Consider the following 26,203-nt stretch of genomic DNA (forward strand, 5'->3'; position numbering starts at 1 on the left):
GCGTCGAGGCGCACGGCCACCGGTGTCAGCGGGCGCGGACCCCGGCCTCCACGGTCAGGGTCCCCGCCTCGGCGTCGATGGTGGCCCGCGCGCCGAGCGGAACGGTGAGCTGCCCGACGCCGTGCCCGAGGCGCAACCCGCCCAGGACGGGCACGCCCAGGTCGTACAGGCGGTCCTTGAGCACCGCCGCCGCGTCCCACTCGCCGGCACCGCCGACGCTGTTGGTGATCTGACCGACGACCACCCCGGCGACCCGGGACAGTACGCCCACCCGGCGCAGCTCGGTCACCATCCGGTCGATGCTGTACGGGGCCTCGTCCACGTCCTCGAAGAACAGGATCGCGTCGTCGAACCGCGGCGCGTCCGCCGCGCCGAGCGAGGTGGAGAGCATCGTCAGGCAGCCCCCGAGCAGCGGACCCGACGCGCGCCCCGGCACCAGCACCGGGGCGGCCGTCTCGGCCGGGTCCCGGGTGATGGTGACCGGCGCGGTCGTCATCACCGCGTTCCGCAACGCCTCGGCCGACTCGGGGCCGGTGCGGCTGTCGCTCCAGTTGACCATCGGCCCGTAGAAGGTGACCAGGCCGGTCTCGCGCCAGAGCCTGCCGTGGATGCTGGTGATGTCGCTGAAACCGACGACCACCCTGGGGTCGCGGCGTAGACCGGACACGTCGATCGCATCGACGATCCGCTGGGTGCCGTAGCCGCCACGGGCGGCGAAGACACCGCGTACGCCCGGGTCGTTGAGTGCGGCGCTCAGGTCCGCCAGGCGCTGCGCGTCGGTGCCGGCCAGGTAGCCGTACTTCGCGTAGACGTGTTCACCCAGCTCCACCTCCAGGCCCCAGCTCCGGAGGATCTCGATGCCGCGCGCCATGTTCGTCGGGTTGGGGGTGCCTCCGGGCGACACCACCCGCACCCGGTCGCCGGGTGCCAGCGCCGGAGCCCGCAGCGCTCGTCGGGTGCGCGAAGCGGGCGCAGCGTGCGCGGACGCGGCGTCCGGCTGCCCGGCGAGCACCACGCCGCCGGCGGCCGCCGCTCCCATGCCCAGCATGCGACGCCGCGACAGGGGCGACCGAGCGGGCGTGCGGGTCGGAGCGGGATCGGTGCCGGAACCGGCCACAGTCGTGCCTCCACCGTCAGCGCCGTGCGAGCCGCTACAGTTTATGACGATGATCGATGCCGTGGGGGGTCCACAGAGGACGAATGATGGTCAGGGAATGGGCCACTCGTGCACCGGTCGGTTGCTGTGCATCAGCTCCACGTAGTGCCGCACCACCTCGCGCAGCGCCTCGGGTCGGTCCAGGTGGTCGGCGGACTCCAGCCGGTGCAGCGTCGCCACCTGCCAGGTCGCGCCGTTGCGGCTGGTGAGGCAGCGCTGCTCGATGACGCCCAACAGCCGGTCCCGCTCGGTCGGGTCGAGACCCCACCGGTCCAGACCGTGGTGCGCCATCGGCAGCAGCCGGCGCAGCACCAGTTCGGTGACCGGCAGGTAGCCGAGGCCGGGCCAGAAGACCTGCGCGTCGATGCCGTGCCGGGCGCAGCTGGTGAAATTCTCCTCGGCGGCGCTGAACGACATCTGCGACCACAGGGGCCGGTCCGACTCGGCCAGGGCGCGGACCAGCCCGAAGTAGAAGGCGCCGTTGGCGATGGTGTCCAGCACGGTCGGCCCGGCCGGCAGCACGCGATTTTCCACGCGCAGGTGGGGCCGGCCGCGCGACACGTCGTACACCGGGCGGTTCCAGCGGTAGATCGTGCCGTTGTGCAGCCGCAGTTCGGCGAGGTTGGGCACCTCGCCGGCCGCCAGGGTCTGCGCCGGGTCCTGCGGGTCGCACACCGGCAGCAGCGCCGGGAAGTATCGGACGTTCTCCTCGAACAGGTCGAAGACGCTGGTGATCCAGCGTTCGCCGAACCAGACTCGGGGGCGTACCCCCTGGGCTTTTATCTCTTCCGGCCTGGTGTCGGTGGCCTGCTGGAACAGCGGGATGCGGGTCTCACGCCACAGTTCCCGGCCGAAGAACAGCGGCGCGTTCGCGCCGAGCGCCACCTGGATGCCGGCGACGGCCTGCGCGGAGTTCCAGTAGTCGGCGAACTGCGCCGGGCTGACCTGGAGGTGGAACTGGGTGCTGGTGCAGGCCGCCTCCGGGGTGATCGTGTCGGCGGTGACCGCCAGGCGCTCCACCCCGGAGATGGCGATCGGCAGGTCCTCGCCGCGCGCCGCGAAGATCTGCTCGTTGAGCAGCTTGTAACGCGGGTTGGCCGAGAGCGTCTCGGCGGTCAGGTGCTCGGGGCGCAGCGTCGGCAGGATGCCGATCATGACCATGTGCGCGCCCACCGCGCGGGCCTTCTGCTCGGCCGCGTTGAGGCTGGCCCGCACGTGCTCCTCGAAGTCGAGCGTCCCGGTGCCGGTCAGCCGGCGCGGCGGCACGTTGATCTCGATGTTGAACTGGCCGAGCTCCGTCTGGAAACTCGGATCCTCGATGGCCGCCAACACGTCGGCGTTGCGCATCGCCGGATTCGACGCCTCGTCCACGAGGTTCAGCTCGATCTCCAGCCCCGTCATCGGCCGGTCGATGTCGAACCGCGACTCCCGCAGCATCTCGGCGAAGACATCCAGGCAGTTCCGCACCTTTTCCCGGTAACGGGCCCGATCCTCCCGACTGAAGGTCCGTACGCCGACGTCTTCGCCCATGGTCACCGCCCTGTCACCGCTGGTTCCCCCTAACCTCGCACGGGGCCGGGCGAGCGGGGAAGACCCGAGGGTTCTTTCCTACCCAGCCGTGGCCCCGGTGACCCCTGTCGCACGCTGCGTGGTCGGCGGGGGTGCGAACGACCGGCACCGTTAGCATTGCCGGATGCGCGAGAAGGTGACCCGGCTGTTCGTCGTGGCGGCGATCGCCGAAGCCTGCTCCTGGCTGGCCCTGCTGGCCGGGATGGCCGTCAAGTACGGGCCGCCCGGCAACGAGCTGGGCGTGAAGATCTTCGGCCCGATCCACGGCGGCCTGTTCGTCGCGTACGGGCTGCTGGTGCTCGCGGTGGCCCGGCTGCGCCGCTGGCGCCTGCCGGTGACCGTCGTGGCGCTGGCCTGCGCCGTGCCGCCGTTCGCCACCCTGATCTTCGAGCGTTGGGCACACCGCCGGGGCATGCTCGGCACCGCCGACCAACCGACCCGCGAGCCCACCCCGGTCGGCTGACCGGCCGCCGATCCGGCGCGCTCGGGCCCGCCGGCTCTCAGGTCAGCGCGGAACAGGCCACCACACCGGCCAGCAGCAGCGCGCCGATCATCGCCTGCAACAGCAGCGGCGGCCCGAGGTGTGACCAGAGGGTCGCGGTGCGCGGGGTGAGCAACTGCCCGGTGGTCAGGTTGACGATCCGCTCGATGCGCGGCGGCAGGTCCGGATCACGCTGCGGGCGAAGCGTGAGCTGCACCTGGTCGGCCGGGTGCAGGGCGCTCTGCGGCAGGTGCCCGTGCAGCTCGACCTCGCAGAGCTGACCGGCGGTGTTGCGCAGGCGTACCGGGGTGACCAGGTACTCCGGGCCCTGCTTCAGCTCCTTGAAGCGCCGGCGGGTGCCACCGCCGCCGAAGGAGAACAGCGCGCGCAGCAGCAGGGCCGGCAGCCGGGCGAACGCGGCGGCGGCGAGCACCGCGACGAGCACCGGTTGGCCGACCCGTATCTCCCGGGTGTAGCCGTCCAGCAGGCGGACCAGCCGCCCGGTGACGATCCGCTCCGTCGGGTGCACGATCCGTCGGGTATCGAGTCCGCTGTCCATCTCCACCACCGAGAGTCCGCTTGTGTTCACTGATCGTATCGATGTCCTCGGTTGAACGACGTGAATGAAACCTGGTCACGGGCTCACGCCCGCCAGGTGACATCCCGGACGACCCGGGTAAGCGGGGGGTCGAGCTGGAAAGGGGTCGAGCATGCAGCTGTCCTTCCTGCGCCCGCTCTACGACCGACCCGGGCCGTGGTGCTCGGTGTACCTGGACGCCTCGGCGGACACCGAGGACGCCCACCCGGCGCTGGACCTGCGCTGGCGCGCCCTGGAACGCCGCCTGACCGAACAGGGGGCGGACGAGGCGAGCGTCGCCGCGCTGGACCGGGTGATCCGGGGTCACGACCCGATGGCCGGGGACTACGGCCTGGCGGTCTTCGCCAGCCACGGTCGGGTGGCGCTCTCCGAGTACCTGTCCGCGCCGCCGCTGCGCGACCTGGCCAGTTTCGGGCCGTTGCCGCACGTCATGCCGCTGCTCGCCCAGCGCGGCGAACAGGTGGCCTGGGTCCGGGTGCTGGCCGACCGCACCGGCGCCGACGCCGTCGCGGTCAGCGCGGGCGGGGTGCCCCGCCGGGCGCACGTCGCCGGCCGGGAGAGCTTCCCGCTGCGGCGGGTCCAGCCCGGCGGTTGGTCGCAGTCGCGCTACCAGCGGGCCGCCATGGAGGCGTGGCACCAGAACGCCGGCGACGTCACCGCCGCGACCGTGGAGCTGGCCGACCGGGTCGGTGCGGACGTCGTGGTGGTGGCCGGTGACGTCCGGGCCACCGGGATGATCGCCGCGCAGATGCCGCCGCGCTGGCAGGACCTGGTCGTCCGTACGGACGCGGGCTCCCGGGCCGGCGGCGCCGACCAGAGCCTGCTGGACGACCTCACGGTGCAGACCATCGCGGAGGTCGCCGACCAGCGGATCACCGCCGCGCTGGACAAGTTCGGCGTGCAGGAGGACGTGGGCGCCGGACTCGACGCGGTCGTCTCGGCGCTGCAACGCAACCAGGTCGACACGATGATCATCGTCGACGACCCGTCGGCCAACGGCGAGCTGTGGATCGGCCCCGAGCCGACCGAGATCGCCGTCGACCCGGCCCAGTTGAGCGCGATGTCGGTCGACGACCCGCAGCGGGTACGCGCCGACGCGGCGCTGGTCCGGGCGCTGGTCGGCACCGACGCGGCGTTGACGGTGCTCGGCGCGGACGAGGCGCCACAGCTCACCGACGGCGTCGGAGCGGTGCTGCGGTACGTCGACGCCGGCACCCCGGGGCGCGGCAATGGCTGAGCGCCGGGTCGCGGACCTGGTGGTCGAGCGTCTGCGGGCCTGGCGGGTCCCGCGCGTCTTCGGCTACCCCGGCGCGGCGATCACCCCGCTGATCGAGGCGCTGGAGAACGCCGGGGGCGACCCGGCGTTCATCCCGGCCCGGCACGAGGAGACCGCCTCGTTCATGGCCACCGGGCACGCCAAGTTCACCGGCGGCATCGGGGTCTGCCTGGCCACCCAGGGACCGAGCGCGGTGCAACTGCTCAACGGCCTCTACGACGCCAAGCTCGACAGCAAGCCGGTCGTGGCGATCGTCGGTGAGGACGTCACCGGGCCGTTGGGCGGCGCGCACCAGCAGATCGGGCTGAGCCGGCTGTTCGGCGACGTGTGCAACCAGTTCGTCCAGTACGGCCGCAGCCCCGCCTCCGTACCCGCGCTGTTGGACCAGGCGTTCCGCACCGCGGCGGCGACGCGCAGCCCGACCTGCGTGGTGCTGCCGCGCAATCTGCAGGAGTCCCTGGTGCCCGACCTGGGGACACACGCGGCGGGCGTGATCACGGCGACCCCCGGTGAGCCGCTGGCCCGGGTGTTGCCGCACGAGGTGGACCTCGACGCCGCCGCCCAGGTGCTCGGCAACGGCCGGCGCACCGCGATCCTGGTGGGCCAGGGCGGCCGGGGCGCCGCCGCCGAGATCGTCGAGCTGGCCGACCGGCTCGGCGCCGGGGTGGCGACGTCGCTGCTGGGCAAGCCGATCCTGGACGAACGCCTGCCCTTTCACGCCGGGGTGCTCGGCGAGGTCGGCACCCCGGCCGCGGCCGAGCTGATGGGCGGCTGTGACACCCTGCTGCTGGTCGGCACGAACGACCCGTGGACCGACTACTTCCCGATGCCCGACCAGGCCCGCACGGTGCAGATCGACATCGACGGCACCCGCATCGGCAGCCGCTACCCGGCCGACGTGCCGCTCGTCGGGGACGCCACCGAGACGCTGCGGGCACTGCTGGAACGGGTGCCCGCCCGGCCCCACCAACAGTGGCGCGCGACGGTGGAGAGCACCGTCGACCGCTGGCGCGCCACCGCCGCCGACCGGGCCGCCGCGCCGGCCGAACCGATCAACCCGCAGCTCGTGCTCCAGGAGCTCTCCACCCGGGTGCCGCCCGCCGGGTCGGTCGCGGTCGACGTCGGCTCGGTCCTCTACTGGTACGCCCGGCACCTCGTCCTGCCGCCCGGGGTGAACGCGCAACTGTGCGGCACGCTCGGCTCGATGGGCTGCGCCCTGCCGTACGCGGTGGCCGCCAAGCTCGCCGCGCCCGACGCGCCGGTGATCGCGCTGCTCGGCGACGGGGCCATGCAACTCAACGGCCTCGCCGAGATGATCACGGTGTCGCACCACTGGCAGGGGTGGGCCGACCCACGGTTGGTGGTGCTCGTGCTCAACAACCGCGACCACAACGGGATGGGCGGTGGGCGGGAGCCGTCGGCGGACCTGATGCGCCGCCGCCCCGATGTCCCGTACGCCGGCTGGGCCCGGCTGCTCGGGCTGCACGGTGTCCGCGTGGACCGGCCGGAGCTGGTCGGCGCGGCCTGGGACGAGGCGCTCGCCGCGGACCGACCCTGCGTCCTGGAGGCCGTGGTCGACCCGGCGGTCTCGTTGGCGCCCCCGGAGCCGGCCTTCGCCGACCTGCGGGGCCTGTACGCCGAGGGGGAGCCGGCCCGGCGCGTCCGCGAGCAGGTGGAGCAGGCCGTGGCCGTCGAGGATCTCGTTTAGGCCCATCCCGCCAGGGCATCAGTAGCGGCCCGACGATGCTGGAGGTCCCATGCCGGAACCCGCCGACCGCCGCTACGGTCCCGCGCCCCTACCGCTGCCGCGCGGCCCGCTGTCGGCGGCGGTGACCGCTGCGCTGCGCCGCGCGCCGGACGACCTGCCCGCGGACCTCGGCGTCGATCTCGACCCGGCGGACCCGCTGACCGACGAGGACCTGCAACTGACCCTGTTCCTCTGCTACGAGCTGCACTACCGGGGATGGCAGGGCGTCGACGAGGGCTGGGAGTGGCAGCCCACCCTGCTCGCCCTGCGGGCCCGCGCCGAGCGACCCTTCGAGGCGGCGCTGCGCCGACTGGCCGGCGTACCGGCGGTGCCCGCCGAGGGAGTCGCCGCCGGGCTGGCCGAGCTGGTGGCGGCCGACGACGGGCCGTCGCTGGCCGCCGCGCTGCAGAGGCGGGCCGACCTCACCCAGTTCCGCGAGTTCGTCGCCCACCGCTCGATCTACCACCTGCGCGAGGCGGACCCGCACAGCTGGGCGTTGCCGCGCCTCGGCGGCCCCGCCAAGGCAGCCCTGGTGGAGATCCAGACCGACGAGTACGGCAACGGTCGGCTGGACCGGATGCACGCCGAGCTGTTCCGGCGCACCCTCGACCGGTTGGGAATGGACACCGGCTACGGCGCCCACCTGGACGTGGTGCCCGCCGTGACCCTGGCGACCAACAACCTGATGTCCCTGTTCGGGCTGCACCGACGGCTGCGCGGGGCGCTGCTCGGGCACCTGGCGGCCTTCGAGATGACCTCGTCCCTGCCGAACCGCCGCTACGGCAACGGGCTGCGCCGCCTCGGTCTGGACGAGGTGGCCACCCGCTTCTACGACGAGCACGTGGAGGCGGACGCGGTGCACGAGCAGATCGCCGCGCACGACCTGTGCGGCGGTCTGGTCCGGACCGAGCCGGCGCTCGCGGAGGACGTGCTCTTCGGCGCGGCGGCGGCGCTCGCGGTGGACCGGCTCTTCGCGGCGCACCTGCTGGACAGTTGGGCGGCCGGCCGCAGCTCCCTGCGCTCACCCGCGTTGCCGTCCCCGCCGCCGACCGTCCCGCTCGTCGGGTCGACACCGGTGACCACCGCGGTGCCGGTCGCCCCGCTGGCGCCGACCGCGTTCGTCTGACCCCACCCGGACCCGCTGGCGGCGTGGCTTTCCGGGTGGCGGCGTGGCTTCCCTGGTGGCCGTCTCCTGGTTGGCGGCGTGGCCAGGGGTCCGCCTGGTCCATGTTCTCCCTTTGCTCTGCTTCACCCGAGGCAACGGTTGCGGGGCGTTTGTGTTGCGTCCGTGTAAGCAGAGCAAAGGGGCCGAGCGACAGAGTCGAGCGACGGGGCCGGGCGACAGAGTCGAGCGACGGGGCCGGGCGACGCGGGCTCGATCAAGGGAGCCGAGCAACGCGGGCTCGAACGACCGACGGGGGCGGGGGTCACCCCTCGCGGGTGACGCCCGCCCGGAAGTTGACCACCTTGTGCGTGCCGTCGCAGAACGGCTTGAGCGCCGACTTGCCGCAGCGGCACAACGCCACCGTGCCCCGGCGGGCGTCGATCCGCTCGCCGTCCGGGGTCACCAGCGCGAAGTCCCCGCGTACGAGCAGCGGACCGTCCTCGTACGGGGTGATCGTGGCGGCGGCGGGCGAGCTGGTGTCGTCGGTGCGCATGGGCCCCGATGTGCCCGCCCCAGCCCGGGTGAAACCTGCGCGGCCGATCGCCGGTGATGACCGCCGCACCCCGCTGACCAGCGGATTGTGCCGCCGGGTGGGTGATGCCCCGTTTGAACCCCATCGGGACGGGAAGCCGGGCCGCGTGGTGAGCGAACGAGGCAAGGTGGGGCCGGTGCACAAGGTGCACAAGGTGCACAAGGGGCTCACGGCCGATGGCGCCGGCCTGGCCGGCGACCGGGTCGTGACCCAGGGCAGCGCCGCCCGGGTGCTGGTCGCCGCCACCGCCCGCGCGCTGCGTGGCGAGGACTGCGCCGACCTCGGGCACACCGGGCCCGTCTCGCGGTTCCCGACGGCGCCCGAGCCGGTACGCCGGGCCGCCGTGACCCGGGCGGCCGGCCGGGTCGCCCTCACCGTCGAGCAGGTCGGGGAGGTGGACGCGGCCCGGGTGGCGCGCTGGTTCGTCGACCAGTACCCGCGCCGCAGCTACCCCGGGGTGCTCATCGGCTCGCCGCACGGCGCGGCCGCCCATCTCGCGGTGGCCCTCGGCGTGCCGTGGCTGCCCGCCGGCTTCGAGATGACCGCGCACTGGACCGACGGGGCGGTGGACCGTCCCCGGGAGGCGCTGGAGCACGGGGGCGCGCTCGCCCAACGGCTGCTCGGCGGAAACCCCGACCTGCACCTGCGGCAGGTGCACTGCCCGGCCAGCCGGGGAAGCCTGACCGGCGTCACCGTCTCGCTGGCCGCCCGCTGGCGGTCGCTGCCGGTCGCGTACGCGCGGTTTCTGACCGACCGGCTGAGCGCCGGAGCGCCGGTGCTGCTGGTGCGCGACGCGCGCACCTGGCCCGTGCTGGAACGCGGTCCCGGGCACAGCTTCCAGGTCGGCTCTCCGGCCAGCGGGCTGGACCCGGTGGACTTCCACCCGGACAGCCACGCCCTGCGGCAGGTCCTGCGGGCGGTGGGCGGGGACGCGACCCGGTGGGCGCCGCCGGAGGTGTCGGTGCCGTCGGGCGACGCCGAGCACGGCATGGACCCGGGGTTCGAGCGGGCCGCCCGGGACTTCGCGACCCGGCACGGCCACCCGCTGCACCGGCTGCTGGTGCCCCGGCCGGCGGCGTTGAGCGCCGCGGTGGCCGACCTCTACCGGCGGTGGCTGCGGGCCGCCGGTAAGACCGGTGACCGGTTGGTGGTGGAATGCGGTCGGCTGCTCGATCCGTGGCAGGTGGTGCGGGCGGGGCTGGTGCCCTACTGGTGCGAGAACGCCACCCGTCGCACCGTGGACGAGGCCGAATGGTGGCTGGCCGGCAGCGAGACGTTCAGTTCGGTGGACGTGCTGCCCGAGCCGCCCGGGATGCGCTCGCCCGCCCTGGCCGGCCTGCCGCAGTGGTTGGCGGTCGCCGGCTTCGGTCGGCGTCGCCGGGCGCTGGACCGGACCTCGGCGCGGGGCTACCCGGTGACGTCCGTACCGACCCGCCGGGCCACCGAGGTCATCCGCGCCCAGCCGTACGACCTGCCCGTCCCGCCCCCGCTGGGGGCCGCCGAGGCCCTGGCGGTGCTCCGGGACACCGGCGGCCACCAGGGATTGCTCGTCTCCTGAAGGGGAGGACGCCGAAACTTCCTCGCGAACCCGGGGTCCCGTGATTGAGTACCTGAGGAGCGGGAACATCGCTCGCTGCGACGCTCTGATCGCGCTGCGTAGAGATGTTGTCGCCCGCTGGCATCCCAGTCACAGACCCACTTTCCGGCCCGGTGCGTGGCCCGACCACGCGCACGACCGGTTTCCCGATCCGGGCGGGGGACCTTCCTGAGGGAGGCGCGGATGTTCGGACAGACGAGCACGACCACGACCACACCACCACCCACCGAGCGCGGTCTGGAGGACCTCGACGCGGCGGCGCTGGCGTACGCCGCCCGGATCGAAGGGCTACCCCCGGAGCGGCGACAGGAGGCGCGGGACGATCTGGTCCGCTTCGCGCTGCCGTTCGCCGGCCGACTGGCCCGCCGGTACCGGGGCAGGGGCGAACCGCTGGAGGACCTGGAGCAGGTGGCCCGTCTGGGGCTGGTCAACGCCGTCGACCGGTACGACCCGGAACGGGGTTCGTTCACCGCGTACGCGGCGATCACCATCGTCGGTGAGATCAAGCGCCACTTCCGGGACCGCACCTGGGGCGTGCACGTACCCCGGCGGCTGCGCGACCTGATCCTCGAGGTGGGACAGGCCACCGCCGCGCTGACCAGCGAGTTGTCCCGCGCGCCGTCGGTGGCCGAGCTGTCGGCCCGGCTGGAGACGCCGGAGGAGGAGATCCTCGCCGCGTTGGAGTCGGCGGCCGGTTACAGCCCGGCGTCGCTGAACGCGCCGGTCGGCGGGGAGAGCTCGGCGGAGTTCGGTGACCTGGTCGGCGAGTCGGACAACGCCCTCGAATCGGTCGACGACCGGGTGACGGTGAGCGGACTGCTGCACCGGCTGCCCTGGCGCGAGCGCCGCATCCTCGCCATGCGCTTCTACGGCAACCAGACGCAGGCGGAGATCGCCGCCCGGTTCGGCATCTCGCAGATGCACGTGTCCCGACTGCTGTCGCGGGCACTGACCTGGCTACGGCAGGCCATGCTCGCCGACGCGCCGCCGCCCTGGCAGAACGGCGCCGCCGAGCCGGACCCGGGCAAGACCCGCATCTCGGTACGACAGAACGGCGACCGGGTGGTCGTCGAGGTGGGCGGCGAGGTCGACCGGGACGGCGCGGACCAGTTGCGCCGGGCGATGCTGGAGGCGGTCACCGGTCAGCCGAGCGAGGTGGTCGTCGACCTGGTTGGCGCGGGCGGGTTCGACGCCGGCGGGATCGCCGCGCTGGTGGCGGGTCGGGAGGCCGCGGAGCGTACCGGTGTGCCGTTGCGGCTGACCCGGGTCCAACCGGCGGTGCGCCGCTCGCTCACCGCCGCCGGGCTGCCGCCCGCCCGGGACTGACCACCCGAATACGCATGGGGCCCGACACCGGTCCGGTGTCGGGCCCCATGGCGCGTACCGCAAAATCTCACCGGTCCTTGTTCTCGCCGTCGCTGTGCGGGTGCCGCCAGCGTTCGTGCGGCTTGGGCGCGTCCTGCGCGTCCTGCGGCGCGTCGCTGCCCTCGAAGCTGGGCCGCCGGATGCCCTCGGGCTCGGGCACGTCCACCGGGCGGGCGCCGGACTCGGGCGCCGGCTGGTAGCGGGCCGCCTCCGCCGCGCCGTGCGCGCCCTCGGGGGCGGGCGACTCCGGCGCGTGGTGCTCCAGGTGGAACTCCTCGCCGAACTCCTGCGGCGGCTTCGTGGTGCGCTGCGGCAGGTCCCGGCCCAGGTCGGCGACGAGCGGACCGTACTTGAGGTCGAACGCCGGACGCTCGGAGCGGATTCGGGGCATCTTGTCGAAGTTGCGTAGCGGCGGCGGACAGGTGGTCGCCCACTCCAGGGAGTTGCCGAAACCCCACGGGTCGTTGACCGTGACCATCGCCCCGTACCGCCAGGACTTCCAGGCGTTGTAGATGAAGAAGAGGGTGGACAGGCCGAGGATGAACGCGAAGATGCTGGAGATGGTGTTCAGCGTGGTGAAGCCGTCGCTGGGCAGGTAGTCGGCGTACCGGCGGGGCATGCCCTCGGCGCCCAGCCAGTGGTGCACCAGGAAGGTGCCGTGGAAGCCGATGAACATCGTCCAGAAGTGCGCCTTGCCGAGCCGCTCGTCGAGCAGCCGCCCGGTCATCTTCGGCCACCAGAAGTAGTAGCCGCCGAAGAGCGCGAAGACCACCGTGCCGAACACCACGTAGTGGAAGTGCGCCACCACGAAGTAGCTGTCGTGGGTGTGCCAGTCGACCGGCGGGCTGGCCAGCAGCACGCCGGTGAGGCCACCGAGCAGGAAGGTCACCAGGAAGCCGATGGCGAACAGCATCGGCGTCTCGAAGGTGAGCTGCCCCTTCCACATGGTGCCGATCCAGTTGAAGAACTTCACTCCGGTGGGCACCGCGATCAGGTAGCTCAGGATGCTGAAGAACGGCAGCAGCACCTGCCCGGTGGCGAACATGTGGTGCGCCCACACCGTCATGGACAGCACGGTGATCGCGACGGTGGCGAGCACGATACCGGTGTAACCGAACAGCGGCTTGCGGGAGAACACCGGAATGATCTCGGTGATGATGCCGAAGAACGGTAGCGCGATGATGTACACCTCGGGATGCCCGAAGAACCAGAACAGGTGCTGCCAGAGCATCGGCCCACCGGTCGCGGCGTCGTAGACGTGCGCGTTGAGCAGCCGGTCGGCCGAGAGCGCCAGCAACGCGGCGGCCAGCAGCGGGAAGACCAGGATCACCAGCACGCTGGTGAACAGCATGTTCCAGGTGAAGATCGGCATTCGGAACATGGTCATGCCGGGCGCGCGCAGGGTCAGGATCGTGGTGATCAGGTTGACCGCGCCGAGGATGGTGCCGAGGCCGGAGACGACGAGGCCGAGCACCCACATGTTCGCGCCCACGCCGGGGCTGTTGTCGACGTCGCTGAGCGGGCTGTACGCGGTCCAGCCGAAGTCCGCCGAGCCGCCCGGCGTGACGAACCCGCCGATCACCATGAGGCCGCCGAACAGGTACAGCCAGTACGCCAGCGCGTTGAGCCGGGGGAACGACACGTCCGGCGCGCCGATCTGGATCGGCACGATGAAGTTGGCGAACCCGAAGGCGGCGGGCGTGGCGAACAGCAGCAGCATCACCGCGCCGTGCGAGGTGAAGAGCTGGTTGTACTGCTCGGAGGAGAGGAACTGCAGGCCCGGCCGGGCCAGTTCGGCGCGCATCACCATCGCCTGCAGGCCGGCCACCAGGAAGAACCCGAAGGAGGTCAGCAGGTACAGCACACCGATCTGCTTGTGGTCGGTGGTGGCGAGGAACTTGATCAGGGAGTTGCCGGGGACCGGCGTCCGCAACGCCCCGGGAAACCCCCCGAAGCGGGCCGGTGCCAGGATCGCCGGGCCCCGATCGCGAACGGGTTCCGTGGTTACCCGCTTGGGCATGGCTGCTCACCCCGTCGTGACGGCAGAAAGGACGGGCGTGCCTACCCGACCCTCGCACCATGTAACCAGGCTTAAGCGGTAATTTCGGTCAGATCGCCGGTACCGGTCGAAGCGCCCCAGGGCCTCAGGTGGCCGGCAGCATCGCCCAGACGGCCTTGCCCTGCCCCGCCGGTACGCTGCCCCAGCGCTGCGCCAGCTCGCGGACCAGCAGCAGTCCGCGGCCACCCTCGGCCCGCAGGTCCAGGCCGGCGGGTTGGGCCGCCGCCGAGCTGCCGTCCACCACGGCCAGGTGCAGGTACGGCCGTCGCAGCGTCACGGTCACCTGCATGGGCGTGCCCACGTGCCGGACCACGTTGCCGACCAGTTCGGTGAGCACGAGCGCGGCCGGGCCGGCCGCGTCGGGCAGGTTCCACCGGGCACACGCGTCGCCGACCAGCTCCCGGGCCCGCCGGCAGGCCTCCGCCACCGGCTCCAACCGGGCCCGGATCCGCAGCGCGCCCTCCGCGCCGGCCATCCGGGTCGCCTCGGCGCAGTCCCGCGACACCGGGACCACCCTGCACGTCGTCGATTCGGCCAGCCACCGGGCCGCCGCCGGCGGCGGGGCGCAGAGCACCACCGGCACGGCCGGCCACTCCTCGGCCCGCCGGACCGTCGCCGCGAAGACCGACAGCGCCAGCCGGTCCCGCACGGTCACCTGGGCGAGATCGACCACCAACGCCTCCGGCTGGGCGGCCAGCGCGCCGTCCAGCGCCTGGTGCACCGAGCGCATGGTGCCCAGGTCCAGGGCACCGGTGAGCCGGACGACCGCCACCGGCGCGGAGTCGCGCACCTCGCAGGTGATCCGGCTGGCCATCGGGGCGCCCTCGATTCGCTGGTCGGTCGGGATCTGCCCACTACCCGGGGTCCCGCGTCAGCAAACCGGACCGATCGGTCGGGGCGACGCGGGTCACGGCCGCCGGGGCCGCGCGGTCAGCAGGCCCAGCGCGATCAGGCCGAGGCCCAGGCCGAGGTGCAGCCAACCGTCGGCGGAGTTGACCGGCAGGACGTTCGCGCCGGTGTCGTGGTCCACCGCCAGCCCGTAGAGCCAGAGCACCAGGTAGATCGCGCCGCCGCCGACGAGGAAGGCCCGCGCGCCGCCGACCGTCCGCGCAAGCGCCAGACCGACCACCCCGAACAGCAGGTGTACGAGGTTGTGCAGCACCGACACCTGGAAGGCGCCGAACAGGAACGCGCCCGAGGTGTGCCCGGCGAAGCGCAGGTTCGGCGTACCGCTGGTGATCCCCGGTACGAAACCGAGCACACCGATCAGCAGGAACAGCACGGACGCGGCGCTCGCCGCGCGGCGTACCGGCGGCTTGCCGTCGGCCGGGTTGGCCCGGGCCCGGGAGTGCGCCATCGGTCCGACCATCACCGGCTCCCTCGCTGCGCGGCAGGCGTGCGGCGTGCGCCTACCCGTCACCGCCAGGGGCAAACGTGCCGGCGACGGGGCTCAGACCGGTTGCAGGCGGGGCGCGGCGGCCAACTCGCGGACCCGCTGGTACAGCTCGACGTAGCGTTCGGCCATCACGGCGGGGGTGAACCGCCGGGCCGCGACCCGACGGCACTCCTGCGGGTCGAGCAGGTCCGCGGCCAGCACCAGCTCGGCCAGTTCGTCCTCCTCGGTGGTGAGCAGGCCGGTGCGTCCGTGCTCGATCAGCTCCGGCAGGCAGCCCCGGGCGGTGGCCACCACGGGCGTACCCAGGGCCAGCGACTCGACCACGGCCGTGCCGCCCGGCTCCTCCCAGCGCAGCGGGAACAGCGACGCGCGGGCGCCGGCCAGCAGGTCGTCGCGCTCCTGCCCGGCCACGGTGCCGATCCAGCGGACGAGGTCACCGTCGACGTACGGCGCCACCTCGTCGAGGAAGAACCGGACGTCCGGGTTCTGCCGGGCCTCGTCGCCGGCCGCGGCCAGGTCCGCCGGGCGGTGGTACGGACCCACCGGACCGGCCAGCACCAGCGGTACGCCGATCCGCTGCGCGAGCCGCGCGCCCACGTCCTGCCCCTTGCCCGGGTTGATCCGACCGAGGATGAGCAGGTGCTCGCCCTTGGCCGGGCCGGGCCGCCGGTCGGCGTCGACGGCCAGCGGCGTGGACAGGTGCACGTGACCCACCGAGTGCTCGCGCAGCGCCAGCGGCGCCCGGGCCAGCTGCGACGCCGAGACGCCGTTGACCCGTACCCGGTCGCCGCCGTCCAGGCTGCCGTAGAGCGCGGGATGCTTGGCCAGGTCCCAGTGCAGGGTGTGCAGGACCGGCGGTCCGGACGGCCCCATCGCGGTGAGCGTGGCCAGCCCGACCGCCTCCACGTGGTCGTGCACCAGGTCGATGTCGTCGCGGGAGTGCAGCTCGCGGACCACCCCGGCCAGGTGCGCCTGCGCGATGCCACAGACCTGGTTGTACGGCCGTTGCAGCGCGCCGAACTGCCCGTCGGGGAAGACCGACACCTTCTCGTCCACCGGCAGGGCGCTGGACTCGACCGAGGCGAGCACCACCCGCACGCCGAGCCGCCGCAGTTCCGGCACCAGGGTGGCGATCACGTTCTCGATGCCGCCGTACCCGGGCGGCGGCACCGACAGCCACGGGCCGGCGTTCATCAGCACGGTGAGGCTCATCGGTGGTCCCTTCGTCCTTCGGCGGCGATCTGCCGAGCCGGGGCGCTCACGCGGCCGCCACCGGTCGCCGGGGGAGCCGGTGGCGCAGCTCGGCCAGCGGCGGACGCTCCTCGATGGACACGTCGCTGACCACGATCTCCCGGTCCAGGTTCGGCAGGGTGTCGGAGCCGCCCCGGCGGAACTGGGTCAGCAGCGCCTCCGGCACCAGGCCGGGGGTGGCCCACCCGCGTCGTTGCAACCGCGACCACGCGGTCAGCATGATCTGCGCGGACATCCGGCCCAGCGCCGCCGTGTCCTGGTGACGGTGCTTCCGCTCGCCCAGGTCGACCTGCGCCAACGCGTCCAGGCCGACCAGGTCCAGCAGGTCGATCATCATGGCGGTCTCCACGCCGTACCCGGAGACGAACGGCACCCGGGCCAGCACGTCGCGGCGGCCGGCGTACTCACCGGCGAGCGGCTGCACGAAACCGGCCAGCTCGGGCCAGAAGAGATTGAGCAGCGGCCGGGCCATCAGCTCGGTCACCCGCCCGCCGCCGTCCTGCTCCACGGTGGCGGATCCGACGAGCGGCCGGTGGTAGAAACCCTTCACGAAATCCACCGACGGATCGGTGAGCAGCGGCCCGAGCAGACCGGTGACGAAGTGCGGACGGAACTCCCGCAGGTCGGCGTCGATGAACGCGACCACGTCCCCCTCGGCGGCGGCCAGCCCCGCCCAGAGCGCGTCGCCCTTGCCCGTGAGCCGGGGCAGCCCCCGGGTCATCGCGTCCTGGCTGACCACCTCCGCGCCGGCAGCCCGCGCCACCTGGGCGGTGCGGTCGGTCGACCGTGAATCCACCACAATCAGCTCGTCCACGAGGGCGACCCGGTCCATCAGGTGTTCCCGGATGGTCGACACGATTGCGCCGACCGTCGCCTCCTCGTTTCGGGCCGGCAGCACCACGCTGACCCGGCTCTCGCCCTTGGCGCGCAACAGCCGGCGTACCGGCCAGTCCGCGGCCGACGTGGTCCGGTATGTGGCCCAAGCCTCCACCACCGGTGACACGGTCGTATCCCGCACGGGCACCCCTCCGTTCGTGCGTGGAACAAGCAGGGCACTAGTTCCCACTCGCCGCCACGCGCTAACCGTTCCCAGGGCAACAGCTTGATCACGACGTGGCATCGCTGCGTTCCCGGGGGATGAACGTTTGATTGCGCACACGCCAGGGGACTGCTCCCGGCGGAGCCGAAACCTTCTCGAAAGAGGTTGTCGAATGGTGAGATGCCGGGTGGGCCTGATCGGGGCCGGCGGGGTGACGCAGCGTCACGCGCGGGTGCTCTCCGGATTCGACGACGTCGAGATCGTCGGGGTCACCGACGTGGTGCCGGACGCGGCGGCCGCGCTGGCCGCGCGGCACGACGCGCCGACCTGCACCGACGTGGCCCAACTGCTGGCCGCCGGTCCGGACGCGGTGTACGTCTGTGTGCCGCCCTTCGCGCACGGCCCCGCCGAGGAGGCGGTGATCGACGCCGGGGTGCCGATGTTCGTGGAGAAGCCCGTCGCCGTCGACCTGGGCACCGCCGAGCGCATCGCCGACCTCGTCGCCCGGCGCGGGCTGCGCACCGCCGTAGGGCACCACTGGCGTTACCTGAGCGTGCTCGACCAGGCCCGCGAGCTGTTGGCGGACCGTCCGGTGCGGATGGTCAGCGGCGCCTGGCTGGACAAGGTGCCGCCGGTCGCCTGGTGGTCGCGACGGGACCGCTCCGGCGGCCCGGTCGTCGAGCAGGCCGCCCACGTCCTGGACCTGATCCGGGTGCTGGCCGGCGAGGTCACCGAGGTCACCGCGTACGGCGACGGCACGCCGCCGCCGGTCGAGGGGGCCGACATCGACTCGGTGACCACCGCCACGCTGCGCTTCGCCACCGGAGCGGTCGGTACGCTCAGCGCCGCCTGCGTGCTCGGCTGGAAGCACCGCGCCGGCCTGGAGATCCTGGCCGACGGGCTGGCCCTGGCGCTGAGCGAGGACGGTCTGTCGATCCGGGACGCCGACGGCGAGCGGCACGTACCCGCCGACCCGGAGGCCGCCCGGGTGGCGGTCGACCGCGCGTTCGTCGACGCGGTCCGTGGTGTCGGCGACGACGTGCGGGTCCCGTACGCCGAGGCCCTGAACACCCAGCGGCTGGCCCTCGCGGTGGCCGACTCGGCCCGCAGCGGCCGGACGGTGCGGCTCACCACGCCCGCCGGGACGGTCGTGCCGACGACCGGGGTGACCGTCGATGCGTGATCGGGTCGTGGCGGTCACCGCCCCCGGTCGGGTGGCGCTCGTCGCCGAGGAGGCCGCCGCGCTGCGGCCCGGCACGTTCCGCGTCGAGACGCTGTTCAGCGGCGTCTCCGCCGGCACCGAGCTGAGCTACGTCAAGGGCACGAACCCCTACCTGAACGTCACCTGGAACGCCGACCTCGGGCTGTTCCAACCCGGCGCGGCCAGCACCCCGTACCCGGTGACCCGGCTGGGTTACATGCAGGTGGGCCGGGTGGTGGAGAGCGCCACCCCGGCGGTCGCGGTCGGCGCGGTCGGCGCGATGACGTACGGGCACCGCACCGGCTGGCTGGCCGACCCGGTCGCCGAGCGGTTCGTGCCGTTGCCGGACGACCTGGACCCGTTGCTCGGCGTCTACGTCGCGCACATGGGTCCGATCTGCGCCAACGGTCTGCTGCACGCCGCCGCCGACCTGCACGGCGCGCAGGTCCGGTCGCTCGGCGACGGGGTACGCGGTCGGCGGGTCGCGGTGGTCGGCGCCGGAGTGGTGGGTCTGCTCACCGCCCTGCTGGCTCGCCGGCACGGCGCCGCGTCGGTGGTGGTGCTCGACCCGACCCCGCAGCGACGGCAGGTCGCCGAGGCGCTCGGCCTCGAATCGCTCGACCCGGAGGCGGACGACCCGGCCGTGGTGCTCAAGACCCGGTGGGCGCACGTCGCCGGCGACCGGGGCGCCGACGTGGTGTTCCAGTGCCGGGGGCAGGCGTGGGCGTTGCACCTCGCGCTGCGGTTGCTGCGCCCGCAGGGCACCGTGATCGACCTGGCCTTCTACCAGGGCGGCGCGGACGCGGTCCGGCTCGGTGAGGAGTTCCACCACAACGGGCTGGCGCTGCGCTGCGCCCAGATCGGGCGGGTGCCCCGCGGCCTCGCGCCCACCTGGGACCGGGAACGGCTCTCCGCCGAGACCGTCGACCTGCTGCGGACGTACGGGGACGTCATCCGTAAGCACCTGATCTCGGCGGTGGTGCCGTTCGACGAGGCGCCCACCGTGCTCACCGACCTGGCCGAGCGCCGCCGACAGGAGCTCCAGGTGGTCCTGGCCGTCTGAGGCGCCGTCGCGGCGTGACCTGGCCCGCTACCGTTCGCCCCATGAGCACCCCGACGGCCACGCCGCCCGAGAGCCGACCGGTAGGCCTGCGCTCCCTGCTGCCGTACCTGCGGGAGCACCGGGGCACCCTCGTCGTGGTGGGCGTGCTGTCGCTGGCCGGTTCGGCGGCGTCGCTGGCCCAGCCGCTGCTCACCCGGTCGGTGCTCGACCGGATCGGCCGCGCACACCCGGTCTGGTGGCTGGTGGTCGCGCTGGTGGGACTGGTGGTGCTCGGCGCGGCGATCGGCGGGCTGCGCGACTACCTGCTGCAACGCACCGCCGAAGGGCTGGTGCTGGGCACCCGGCGACGGCTGGCGGCCCACCTGCTGCGGCTGCCCATCGCCGAGTACGACCAGCGGCGCACCGGTGACCTGCTCTCCCGGGTGGGTTCGGACACCACCCTGCTGCGGGCGGTGGTCACCTCCGGGCTGTTCGAGGTGGTCACCGGGGCGGTGATGGTGGTCGGGGCGGGCACCGCGATGGTGCTGCTCGACCCGCTGCTGTTCGGCGTCACCCTGCTCGGGGTGGGCCTCGGGCTGGGCTTCGCGGCGACCTTCGCCCGGCGGGTCCGGGCGCTGGCGCGGGCCGCCCAGGAGCGGGTCGGCGAGATGACCTCGGCGGTGGAGCGGGCCATCTCGGCGGCCCGGACCATCCGGGCCAGCCGGGCCGAGGCCCGGGAGGCGGACACCGTCGCCGGTAGCGCCCGCGAGGCGTACGCGGCGGGGCTGCGGGTGGCCCGGGTGCAGGCGCTGATCGGCCCGATCGGCTCGGTGACCGTGCAGGGAGCGTTCCTGCTGGTGCTCGGCATCGGCGGGGCGCGGGTCGCCGCCGGGGCGATCTCCGTCGGCGACCTGGTCGCCTTCGTCATGTACCTGTTCCTTCTGGCGTTGCCGCTGGGTCAGGTGTTGCGCGCGTACACCCAGTTGCAGTCCGGTCTGGGCGCGTTGCAGCGGATCGAGGAGATCCTGGCCGTGCCGGCGGAGGGCGCGGTGGACGCGCCGACGGCCGGAACCGCGACGACCACCCCGCGCCGGCCGGTGCCCATGATCGAGTTCGACCGGGTCGGGTTCGGCTACCCGGGGGGCGCGCCGGTGCTGCACGACGTCAGCTTCGCGGTGCCGGCCGGCACCCGTACCGCCCTGGTCGGCCCGTCGGGCGCCGGCAAGTCGACGCTGCTGGCCCTGGTCGAGCGCTTCTACGAGGTGAGCGCCGGCGCGGTCCGGGTCGACGGCGTCGACGTGCGCGAGCTGCCCCGCGACGCGTTGCGGGCCCGGCTCGGCTACGTGGAGCAGGAGGCGCCGGTGCTCGCCGGCACGCTGCGCGAGAACCTGTTGATCACCGCCCCCGACGCGACGGACGACCGGCTGCGTGAGGTCCTCGACGAGGTCAACCTCACCCACCTGGCCGAGCGCACCCCGCTCGGCCTCGACGTGCAGGTGGGCGAGGGCGGGGTGCTGCTCTCCGGGGGCGAGCGGCAGCGGCTGGCCATCGGGCGGGCGCTGCTGGCCGGCCCGCCGGTGCTGTTGCTCGACGAGCCGACCAGCAACCTGGACGCGCGCAACGAGGCCGCGCTGCGCCGCGCCATCGACGCGGTGGCGGTCCGCCGCACGCTGTTGATCGTGGCGCACCGGCTCGCCACCGTGGTGGACGCCGACCAGATCGTCGTGCTCGACGGCGGCCGGGTGGTGGCCGTGGGCACCCACGCCGAACTGACCGCCACCGACCCCCTCTACCGGGAGTTGGCCACCCACCAACTGCTGGTCGCCTGACCGTCTCCCCGACGCGGGCAACTTGCCGGGCAGCCGGGCCGCCCGTGTCGGCCAGAATCGCGTACCGTTGCCGCTCATGGGTGTGTCGCAACGGTTCAAGAGCAAGTTCCGGCGTTTCCTCCAGCGCCCGGGATCAACCGTGGATCTTGCTCCGCTGGAGAAGCTGCTGCCGGCGATCGAGGCGCGCGAGGACAACCTCGCCGCGCTTGACGACGCCGAGTTGACCGAGGCCGCCGGCACCGCCGTCGGCTACGAGGAGATCTGCGCGGTCGGCCGCGAGGCCGCCCGTCGGGGCCTCGACCAGCGACCGTACGACGTGCAGCTGCTCGGCGCGATGGCGCTGCTCTCCGGCAAGGTCGCCGAGATGGCCACCGGTGAGGGCAAGACCCTGACCGCCACCATCGCGGCGTACGGGCACGTCCGGCTGGGCAACGGGCCGGTGCACGTGCTCACCGTCAACGACTACCTGGCCCGCCGCGACGCCCAGTGGATGGAGCCCGTCTACAAGCTGCTTGGCCTGACCGTGGGCTGGGTCAACGAGGCGTCCACGCCGCAGGAGCGCCGGGATGCGTACTCCTGCGACGTCACCTACGTCTCGGTCAGCGAGGCGGGCTTCGACTACCTGCGCGACCAGCTCGTCACCGACGTCGAGGACCGCGTGCAGCCGGTGCTCACCACCGCGATCATCGACGAGGCCGACTCGATCATGATCGACGAGGCCCGGGTGCCGATGGTGCTCGCCGGCGCGGTGCCGGGCGAGCAGGACCCGGTGCACGCCGCCGCCGCGCTGGTGCGCGGCCTGCGCAAGGGTCGGCACTACACGATCGCCGAGGACGGGCGCAGCGTGGCCTTCACCTCCACCGGCCTGGCCGCCGTCGAGGCCAAGCTCGGCATCGACCTGTACGACGAGGAGCACGTCGAGCAGCTCTCCGCGGTCCACGTAGCGCTGCACGCCCAGACCCTGCTGCACCGTGACGTGGATTACATCGTCCGGGACGGCTCGGTCGAGCTGATCGACGAGATGCGCGGCCGGGTGGCCCAGCGCCGTCGCTGGCCCGACGGGCTCCAGGCGGCGGTCGAGGCCAAGGAGGGGCTGGACGCCACCGCCGAGGGCGAGGTGCTCGGCACCATCGCCGTGCAGGCGTTCATCGCGCTCTACCCGAAGGTGTGCGGCATGACCGCCACCGCGGTGCTGGTCGGCGACCAGTTGCGGGAATTCTTCGACCTCGAGGTCGCGGTGATCCCCCCGAACACGCCGTGCATCCGCGAGGACGAGCCGGACCGGATCTACGCCACCCGCGCCGAGAAGGACGAGGCGCTGATCGACGAGATCCGCCGCTGCCACGACGCCGGGCGGCCGGTGCTCGTCGGCACCCTGGACGTCAAGGAGTCCGAGGCGCTGGCCGCCGGGCTCAACGCGGCCGGCGTGTCCTGCGTGGTGCTGAACGCCAAGAACGACGACGAGGAAGCGGCGATCATCGCCGAGGCCGGCGCGTACGGCGCGGTGACGGTCTCCACCCAGATGGCCGGTCGGGGCGTCGACATCCGACTCGGCGGCAGCGACCAGGCCGACCGGGACCGGGTGGCCGAGCTGGGCGGCCTCTACGTGATCGGCAGCGGCCGGCACGACAGCCGCCGCGTCGACGACCAGTTGCGGGGCCGCGCCGGCCGGCAGGGCGACCCGGGTGGCTCGGTCTTCTTTGTCAGCCTGGAGGACGACCTGGTCGTCCGGCACGCCGCCGACGCGGTGCCGCCGTCGCCACGGATGAACGCGGACGGCCTGGTCACCGACGAGCAGGTCGACTACGCGGTGGAGCACGCCCAGCGGGTCGCCGAGGGCGTCAACCACGAGATCCACCGCAACACCTGGCGCTACAGCGTGGTGATCGAGCAGCAGCGCAAGGCCCTCGCCGCCCGCCGGGAGCGGCTGCTCACCAGCGACGTCGCGGCGCTGATGCTGCTGGACAAGGTGCCCGAGAAGGCCGGCGAGATGGACGAGGACCTGCTCGCCCGGGCGGCCCGGTCGATCGCCCTGTTCCACCTGGACCGGCTCTGGGCCGAGCACCTGGCCGAGCTGTCCGAGGTGCGCGAGGGCGTGCACCTGCGGGCCCTGGGGCGGCTCGACCCGCTCGACGAGTTCCACCGGGCGGCCGTGCCGGCGTTCAACAACCTCGTCCCGGAGATCGAGGCGCGCACCATCGCCACCTTCACCGAGACCGAATTCGATGAGGACTGGCAGCCCGACGACGGCACCCTGGTCCGGCCGACCGCCACCTGGACGTACCTGGTCCACGACAACCCGTTCGGCTCCGAGCTCGACCGGCTGATCGCCTCGATCGGGCGGCGGCTCAGCGGCGCCTCACGCTGATCGGCTCGCGGGGCCTCCGCCGTACCCCCGGGTAGGGCGGAGGCCCCTCCTTGCGCCGTTTCGATCCCGGTTTGCGAGGGTAGTAGGGCGGGTCGGTCAAGGCGGAAGAGAGCAGACGATGGCACACGTGACGACGATGTCCGGATGCGCGCGAGGGCACACGAGGGCAGTGCGACGGTGAACCTGGACACGCAGGAACCCGTGGTCGAACGACTCGGTGTGCTGGAGACGGCCGCGCTGCTGCGGGAGTTGACCGCCGGCCTGATCGGCCTGACCGATTTCGATGAGGCGCTGCTGGCGCTGGTCCGGGTCACCCGGGACGCGGTGGCCGGGGTGCGCTGGTGCGGATTCACCGCGCTGCGCGCCGGCGAGCCGGCCGGCGTGGCCGCCTCCGACGACCGGATGGCCGGCCTCGACGACCTGCGCCACGGACCGGACTCCCCGGCCATGGAGGCGATCCGACGCCGCGAGATGATCCTCGCGGTCGACCTGACCGGCGAGGCGCGGTGGCCGGACTGGACGCCCCGCGCCCGCGACCTCGGCGTCCGTGGGGTGATCTCCGCGCCGGTCGACATCGACGACCAGGTGATCGGGGCGATCAACCTGTACGCCGCCGCGCCCGACGTGCTCACCCCGCAGCACCAACTCACCGCGATGCTGCTCGCCGAACACGCCGGTCTGTTGCTGGCCGCCGTCCGGGACCGGGGCCGCCAGCAGGCGCTCGCCGGTGAGCGCGACGCGTCGCTCCTGCACGAGGGTGTGGTGGGCCAGGCGATCGGGGTGATCATGACGCAGCGGGGGTGCCCGGCCGTCGAGGCCCTGGACGTGCTGCGTACCGCCGCCTCGTCGCTGGACATACCGCTGCGTGAGGTGGCCGAGCGGCTCGTCCGGACGGTCTCCCGTCCCCGCGAGAGCTGACCGCCGACCGGCCCGGTGATGCCCGTTCTCCCGGTCGGCGGCGAGTCGGGCGGCATCGTTTCACCGCCCGAGGGCTCGGGTAGCAGTCTGGTACCGATGGACTGCACTGACCCTGGGGAGGACCGATGCAGAGCCGGCTGCGGGTGCAGGGGCACCCCATCCAACCGATGTTGGTGACGTTCCCGCTCGGGCTCTTCGTCAGCGCCACGGTCTTCGACCTGACCGACGTGATCGGCGGGCCGGTCTTCCTCGGCGAGGTCGGCTACTGGACCGGCGTCGCCGCCCTCTTCGCCGCCGCCATGACGGCGATCGCGGGCATGGTCGACCTGTGGGACGTGCCGGTCGACGGCACCCGCCGTACCGCCATCGCCTTCAACCTGGTGAACGCGGCCATGGCGGGCCTGTTCCTGGTCACCAGCCTGGTCCGCGCCCACTCGCCGGACCGTGGCGCGACGGCCGCGATCCTGACCACCGAGCTGCTCGCGCTGGCCGCCGGCGGGGTCGGCGTGTACCTGGGCGCGCGGCTCATGCGCCAGTTCGACGGCGGTCGCGTCGAGACCGGCAGCCTGGACACCCTCGCCGGTGGCACGGTCGAGGTCGTCCGCCCCCGCCCGTGACGGGGGCTGTGCCGCGTCGCCGTCTCCGGTTCGCGTGATCGACTCGGCTTCTGGAAAGACGGGGCGTCGGCGGTTCGATGACAGGACGGCTTCCAGGACCCCGAGTCGATCAAGCCCTGGGTAAATGGCTTGTCGCCCGGGCGGCGGGCCGGCGAGGCTGAGCGCCGTGACTGACGCGCGTACCGCCGACGAACTGATCGCGGAGGCCGCCGCCGCGCCCGTCGACGGCTGGGGGTTCGAGTGGTTGGCCGGACGGGCCACCGAGGAGCGTCCACCCTGGGGGTACGCCCGGCTGGTCGGTGAGCGGATGGCCCGCGCCCACGCGGCGCTGGACGTCGACACCGGCGGCGGCGAGGTGCTTGCCGAGACCCCAGACCCGCCGAAGGTGCTGGTGGCCACCGAGGCGTGGCCGCCGAACGTCCCGGTGGCACGGCGGAACCTGCGCCCGCTCGGCGCGACGGTGGTGGCCGTCGCGCCGGACTCGGCGCTGCCGTTCCGGGACGACGCGTTCGACCTGGTGGTCAGCCGACACCCGGTACGCACCGACTGGGCGGAGACGGCCCGGGTGCTGCGCCCGGGCGGGACGTACCTGTCGCAGCAGATCGGCGCGGGCACCATGCGGGAGTTGAGCGAGGCGATCCTCGGCCCGCTGCCCCCGCCGGACAGCCGGCACCCCGAGGACGCGGTGGCCGCCGCCGAGGCCGCCGGCCTGACGGTGGTCGACCTGCGCCGGGCCACGCTGCGCGCGACGTTCCACGACATCGGCGCGGTGGTCTGGTTCCTGCGCAAGGTGGTGTGGACCGTGCCCGGCTTCACCGTGGACCGCCACCGCCCCGCCCTGCTGGCCCTGCACCGCCGCATCACCGAGCAGGGCCCCTTCGCCGCCCAAGCCCACCGCTTCCTCCTACAAGCAACCCACCCCTAACCCGCGCCCCGCGCCCCCATCACCTCGCCGATCTTGCACTTTCTGTTGGCGTTATGCCCCCATCAGCACCTT

22 protein-coding genes are annotated in these 26,203 nt (G+C 73.3%); 13 read left to right on the top strand and 9 right to left on the bottom strand.

Going from position 1 to position 26,203, the window contains the following annotated elements; genetic code table 11:
- Positions 1 to 25 precede the first annotated feature (25 nt).
- Positions 26 to 1,039: a S66 peptidase family protein gene (locus ACN263_RS12750; protein WP_422740015.1), complete on the bottom strand. Its 1,014-nt coding sequence runs from the start codon at positions 1,037 to 1,039 to the stop codon at positions 26 to 28.
- A 168-nt stretch (positions 1,040 to 1,207) separates the two neighbouring features.
- Positions 1,208 to 2,686, bottom strand: coding sequence for a glutamate--cysteine ligase (locus ACN263_RS12755; RefSeq protein WP_422740016.1), 1,479 nt, complete (start codon positions 2,684 to 2,686; stop codon positions 1,208 to 1,210).
- 163 nt (positions 2,687 to 2,849) lie between these two features.
- Here ACN263_RS12755 and ACN263_RS12760 point away from each other — a divergent pair, with 163 nt between their 5' ends.
- Complete coding sequence (locus ACN263_RS12760; protein WP_422740017.1) at positions 2,850 to 3,188, top strand: DUF3817 domain-containing protein; 339 nt, start codon at positions 2,850 to 2,852, stop codon at positions 3,186 to 3,188.
- Between the two features lie 37 nt (positions 3,189 to 3,225).
- Here the strand turns inward: ACN263_RS12760 and ACN263_RS12765 are convergent, their stop codons facing one another.
- Complete coding sequence (locus tag ACN263_RS12765; RefSeq protein ID WP_422740695.1) at positions 3,226 to 3,774, bottom strand: hypothetical protein; 549 nt, start codon at positions 3,772 to 3,774, stop codon at positions 3,226 to 3,228.
- 142 nt (positions 3,775 to 3,916) lie between these two features.
- Between ACN263_RS12765 and ACN263_RS12770 the strand changes: the two genes are divergently transcribed.
- Genes ACN263_RS12770 through ACN263_RS12780 form a run of 3 tightly spaced genes read left to right on the top strand, consistent with a single transcriptional unit; the run spans position 3,917 to position 7,953 of the window.
- Positions 3,917 to 5,041, top strand: a complete 1,125-nt coding sequence (locus ACN263_RS12770; protein ID WP_422740018.1) for a Vms1/Ankzf1 family peptidyl-tRNA hydrolase — start codon at positions 3,917 to 3,919, stop codon at positions 5,039 to 5,041.
- Positions 5,034 to 6,788 (top strand): thiamine pyrophosphate-binding protein, encoded by a 1,755-nt coding sequence (locus ACN263_RS12775; protein WP_422740019.1) that lies wholly within the window; start codon positions 5,034 to 5,036, stop codon positions 6,786 to 6,788. Before ACN263_RS12770 ends, ACN263_RS12775 begins: the two co-directional genes overlap by 8 nt.
- 49 nt (positions 6,789 to 6,837) lie before the next feature.
- The gene (locus ACN263_RS12780) at positions 6,838 to 7,953 is read left to right on the top strand and encodes an iron-containing redox enzyme family protein (protein ID WP_422740020.1); all 1,116 of its coding nucleotides are present in this window, start codon (positions 6,838 to 6,840) and stop codon (positions 7,951 to 7,953) included.
- A gap of 301 nt (positions 7,954 to 8,254) precedes the next feature.
- On the opposite strand, the gene ACN263_RS12785 is transcribed toward ACN263_RS12780, so the two are convergent.
- Positions 8,255 to 8,485: a CDGSH iron-sulfur domain-containing protein gene (locus tag ACN263_RS12785; protein WP_422740021.1), complete on the bottom strand. Its 231-nt coding sequence runs from the start codon at positions 8,483 to 8,485 to the stop codon at positions 8,255 to 8,257.
- Positions 8,486 to 8,669: 184 nt separating this feature from the next.
- On the opposite strand from ACN263_RS12785, the gene ACN263_RS12790 reads away from it, so the two are divergent.
- Positions 8,670 to 10,082, top strand: coding sequence for a hypothetical protein (locus tag ACN263_RS12790; RefSeq protein WP_422740696.1), 1,413 nt, complete (start codon positions 8,670 to 8,672; stop codon positions 10,080 to 10,082).
- Between the two features lie 222 nt (positions 10,083 to 10,304).
- On the top strand, positions 10,305 to 11,447 hold the full coding sequence (locus ACN263_RS12795) for a SigB/SigF/SigG family RNA polymerase sigma factor (protein ID WP_355052419.1): 1,143 nt from the start codon (positions 10,305 to 10,307) through the stop codon (positions 11,445 to 11,447).
- Positions 11,448 to 11,514: 67 nt separating this feature from the next.
- Here ACN263_RS12795 and ctaD read toward each other — a convergent pair whose 3' ends face one another.
- The 5 genes from ctaD to ACN263_RS12820 all read right to left on the bottom strand — a co-directional run bounded on the left by ctaD (position 11,515) and on the right by ACN263_RS12820 (position 17,183).
- Positions 11,515 to 13,506: a cytochrome c oxidase subunit I gene (gene ctaD, locus ACN263_RS12800; protein ID WP_422740022.1), complete on the bottom strand. Its 1,992-nt coding sequence runs from the start codon at positions 13,504 to 13,506 to the stop codon at positions 11,515 to 11,517.
- 124 nt (positions 13,507 to 13,630) lie between these two features.
- Positions 13,631 to 14,359 (bottom strand): STAS domain-containing protein, encoded by a 729-nt coding sequence (locus ACN263_RS12805; protein WP_422740023.1) that lies wholly within the window; start codon positions 14,357 to 14,359, stop codon positions 13,631 to 13,633.
- Positions 14,360 to 14,452: 93 nt separating this feature from the next.
- The gene (locus ACN263_RS12810; protein WP_422740024.1) at positions 14,453 to 14,914 is read right to left on the bottom strand and encodes a DUF4383 domain-containing protein; all 462 of its coding nucleotides are present in this window, start codon (positions 14,912 to 14,914) and stop codon (positions 14,453 to 14,455) included.
- A gap of 81 nt (positions 14,915 to 14,995) precedes the next feature.
- Positions 14,996 to 16,153: a glycosyltransferase gene (locus ACN263_RS12815; RefSeq protein ID WP_422740025.1), complete on the bottom strand. Its 1,158-nt coding sequence runs from the start codon at positions 16,151 to 16,153 to the stop codon at positions 14,996 to 14,998.
- Between the two features lie 46 nt (positions 16,154 to 16,199).
- Positions 16,200 to 17,183 (bottom strand): glucosyl-3-phosphoglycerate synthase, encoded by a 984-nt coding sequence (locus ACN263_RS12820; protein WP_422740697.1) that lies wholly within the window; start codon positions 17,181 to 17,183, stop codon positions 16,200 to 16,202.
- 220 nt (positions 17,184 to 17,403) lie between these two features.
- Here ACN263_RS12820 and ACN263_RS12825 point away from each other — a divergent pair, with 220 nt between their 5' ends.
- The 7 genes from ACN263_RS12825 (at position 17,404) to ACN263_RS12855 (ending at position 26,131) form a co-directional block, all read left to right on the top strand.
- Complete coding sequence (locus ACN263_RS12825; protein WP_422740026.1) at positions 17,404 to 18,414, top strand: Gfo/Idh/MocA family protein; 1,011 nt, start codon at positions 17,404 to 17,406, stop codon at positions 18,412 to 18,414.
- Positions 18,407 to 19,495, top strand: coding sequence for a zinc-dependent alcohol dehydrogenase (locus ACN263_RS12830; RefSeq protein WP_422740027.1), 1,089 nt, complete (start codon positions 18,407 to 18,409; stop codon positions 19,493 to 19,495). The genes ACN263_RS12825 and ACN263_RS12830 overlap by 8 nt, the downstream gene beginning before the upstream one ends.
- Before the next feature lie 41 nt (positions 19,496 to 19,536).
- The gene (locus tag ACN263_RS12835) at positions 19,537 to 21,303 is read left to right on the top strand and encodes an ABC transporter ATP-binding protein (RefSeq protein ID WP_422740028.1); all 1,767 of its coding nucleotides are present in this window, start codon (positions 19,537 to 19,539) and stop codon (positions 21,301 to 21,303) included.
- A gap of 76 nt (positions 21,304 to 21,379) precedes the next feature.
- Positions 21,380 to 23,671: an accessory Sec system translocase SecA2 gene (gene secA2, locus ACN263_RS12840; protein ID WP_422740029.1), complete on the top strand. Its 2,292-nt coding sequence runs from the start codon at positions 21,380 to 21,382 to the stop codon at positions 23,669 to 23,671.
- Between the two features lie 177 nt (positions 23,672 to 23,848).
- A complete protein-coding gene (locus ACN263_RS12845) occupies positions 23,849 to 24,589 on the top strand; it encodes a GAF and ANTAR domain-containing protein (RefSeq protein ID WP_422740698.1) in 741 nt (246 codons plus the stop codon).
- A 125-nt stretch (positions 24,590 to 24,714) separates the two neighbouring features.
- The gene (locus ACN263_RS12850) at positions 24,715 to 25,206 is read left to right on the top strand and encodes a DUF2231 domain-containing protein (RefSeq protein WP_422740030.1); all 492 of its coding nucleotides are present in this window, start codon (positions 24,715 to 24,717) and stop codon (positions 25,204 to 25,206) included.
- Positions 25,207 to 25,372: 166 nt separating this feature from the next.
- Positions 25,373 to 26,131 carry a class I SAM-dependent methyltransferase gene (locus tag ACN263_RS12855; RefSeq protein ID WP_422740031.1) on the top strand — a complete coding sequence of 253 codons (759 nt, stop codon included), beginning with the start codon at positions 25,373 to 25,375 and terminating at the stop codon, positions 26,129 to 26,131.
- Positions 26,132 to 26,203 lie beyond the last annotated feature (72 nt).

The organism is Micromonospora sp. WMMD729 (assembly GCF_049315225.1).
In the GTDB taxonomy this organism is placed as follows: Bacteria; Actinomycetota; Actinomycetes; order Mycobacteriales; family Micromonosporaceae; genus Micromonospora.

What these genes read in the sequence shown, in the direction of transcription:
- ACN263_RS12750 (WP_422740015.1), bottom strand. Translation starts at nt 1,039, where the DNA reads ATGGGAGCGGCGGCCGCCGGCGGCGTGGTGCTCGCCGGGCAGCCGGAC.
- ACN263_RS12755 (WP_422740016.1), bottom strand. Translation starts at nt 2,686, where the DNA reads ATGGGCGAAGACGTCGGCGTACGGACCTTCAGTCGGGAGGATCGGGCC.
- ACN263_RS12760 (WP_422740017.1), top strand. Translation starts at nt 2,850, where the DNA reads ATGCGCGAGAAGGTGACCCGGCTGTTCGTCGTGGCGGCGATCGCCGAA.
- ACN263_RS12770 (WP_422740018.1), top strand. Translation starts at nt 3,917, where the DNA reads ATGCAGCTGTCCTTCCTGCGCCCGCTCTACGACCGACCCGGGCCGTGG.
- ACN263_RS12775 (WP_422740019.1), top strand. Translation starts at nt 5,034, where the DNA reads ATGGCTGAGCGCCGGGTCGCGGACCTGGTGGTCGAGCGTCTGCGGGCC.
- ACN263_RS12780 (WP_422740020.1), top strand. Translation starts at nt 6,838, where the DNA reads ATGCCGGAACCCGCCGACCGCCGCTACGGTCCCGCGCCCCTACCGCTG.
- ACN263_RS12785 (WP_422740021.1), bottom strand. Translation starts at nt 8,485, where the DNA reads ATGCGCACCGACGACACCAGCTCGCCCGCCGCCGCCACGATCACCCCG.
- ACN263_RS12795 (WP_355052419.1), top strand. Translation starts at nt 10,305, where the DNA reads ATGTTCGGACAGACGAGCACGACCACGACCACACCACCACCCACCGAG.
- ctaD (WP_422740022.1), bottom strand. Translation starts at nt 13,506, where the DNA reads ATGCCCAAGCGGGTAACCACGGAACCCGTTCGCGATCGGGGCCCGGCG.
- ACN263_RS12805 (WP_422740023.1), bottom strand. Translation starts at nt 14,359, where the DNA reads ATGGCCAGCCGGATCACCTGCGAGGTGCGCGACTCCGCGCCGGTGGCG.
- ACN263_RS12810 (WP_422740024.1), bottom strand. Translation starts at nt 14,914, where the DNA reads ATGGTCGGACCGATGGCGCACTCCCGGGCCCGGGCCAACCCGGCCGAC.
- ACN263_RS12815 (WP_422740025.1), bottom strand. Translation starts at nt 16,153, where the DNA reads ATGAGCCTCACCGTGCTGATGAACGCCGGCCCGTGGCTGTCGGTGCCG.
- ACN263_RS12825 (WP_422740026.1), top strand. Translation starts at nt 17,404, where the DNA reads ATGGTGAGATGCCGGGTGGGCCTGATCGGGGCCGGCGGGGTGACGCAG.
- ACN263_RS12830 (WP_422740027.1), top strand. Translation starts at nt 18,407, where the DNA reads ATGCGTGATCGGGTCGTGGCGGTCACCGCCCCCGGTCGGGTGGCGCTC.
- ACN263_RS12835 (WP_422740028.1), top strand. Translation starts at nt 19,537, where the DNA reads ATGAGCACCCCGACGGCCACGCCGCCCGAGAGCCGACCGGTAGGCCTG.
- secA2 (WP_422740029.1), top strand. Translation starts at nt 21,380, where the DNA reads ATGGGTGTGTCGCAACGGTTCAAGAGCAAGTTCCGGCGTTTCCTCCAG.
- ACN263_RS12850 (WP_422740030.1), top strand. Translation starts at nt 24,715, where the DNA reads ATGCAGAGCCGGCTGCGGGTGCAGGGGCACCCCATCCAACCGATGTTG.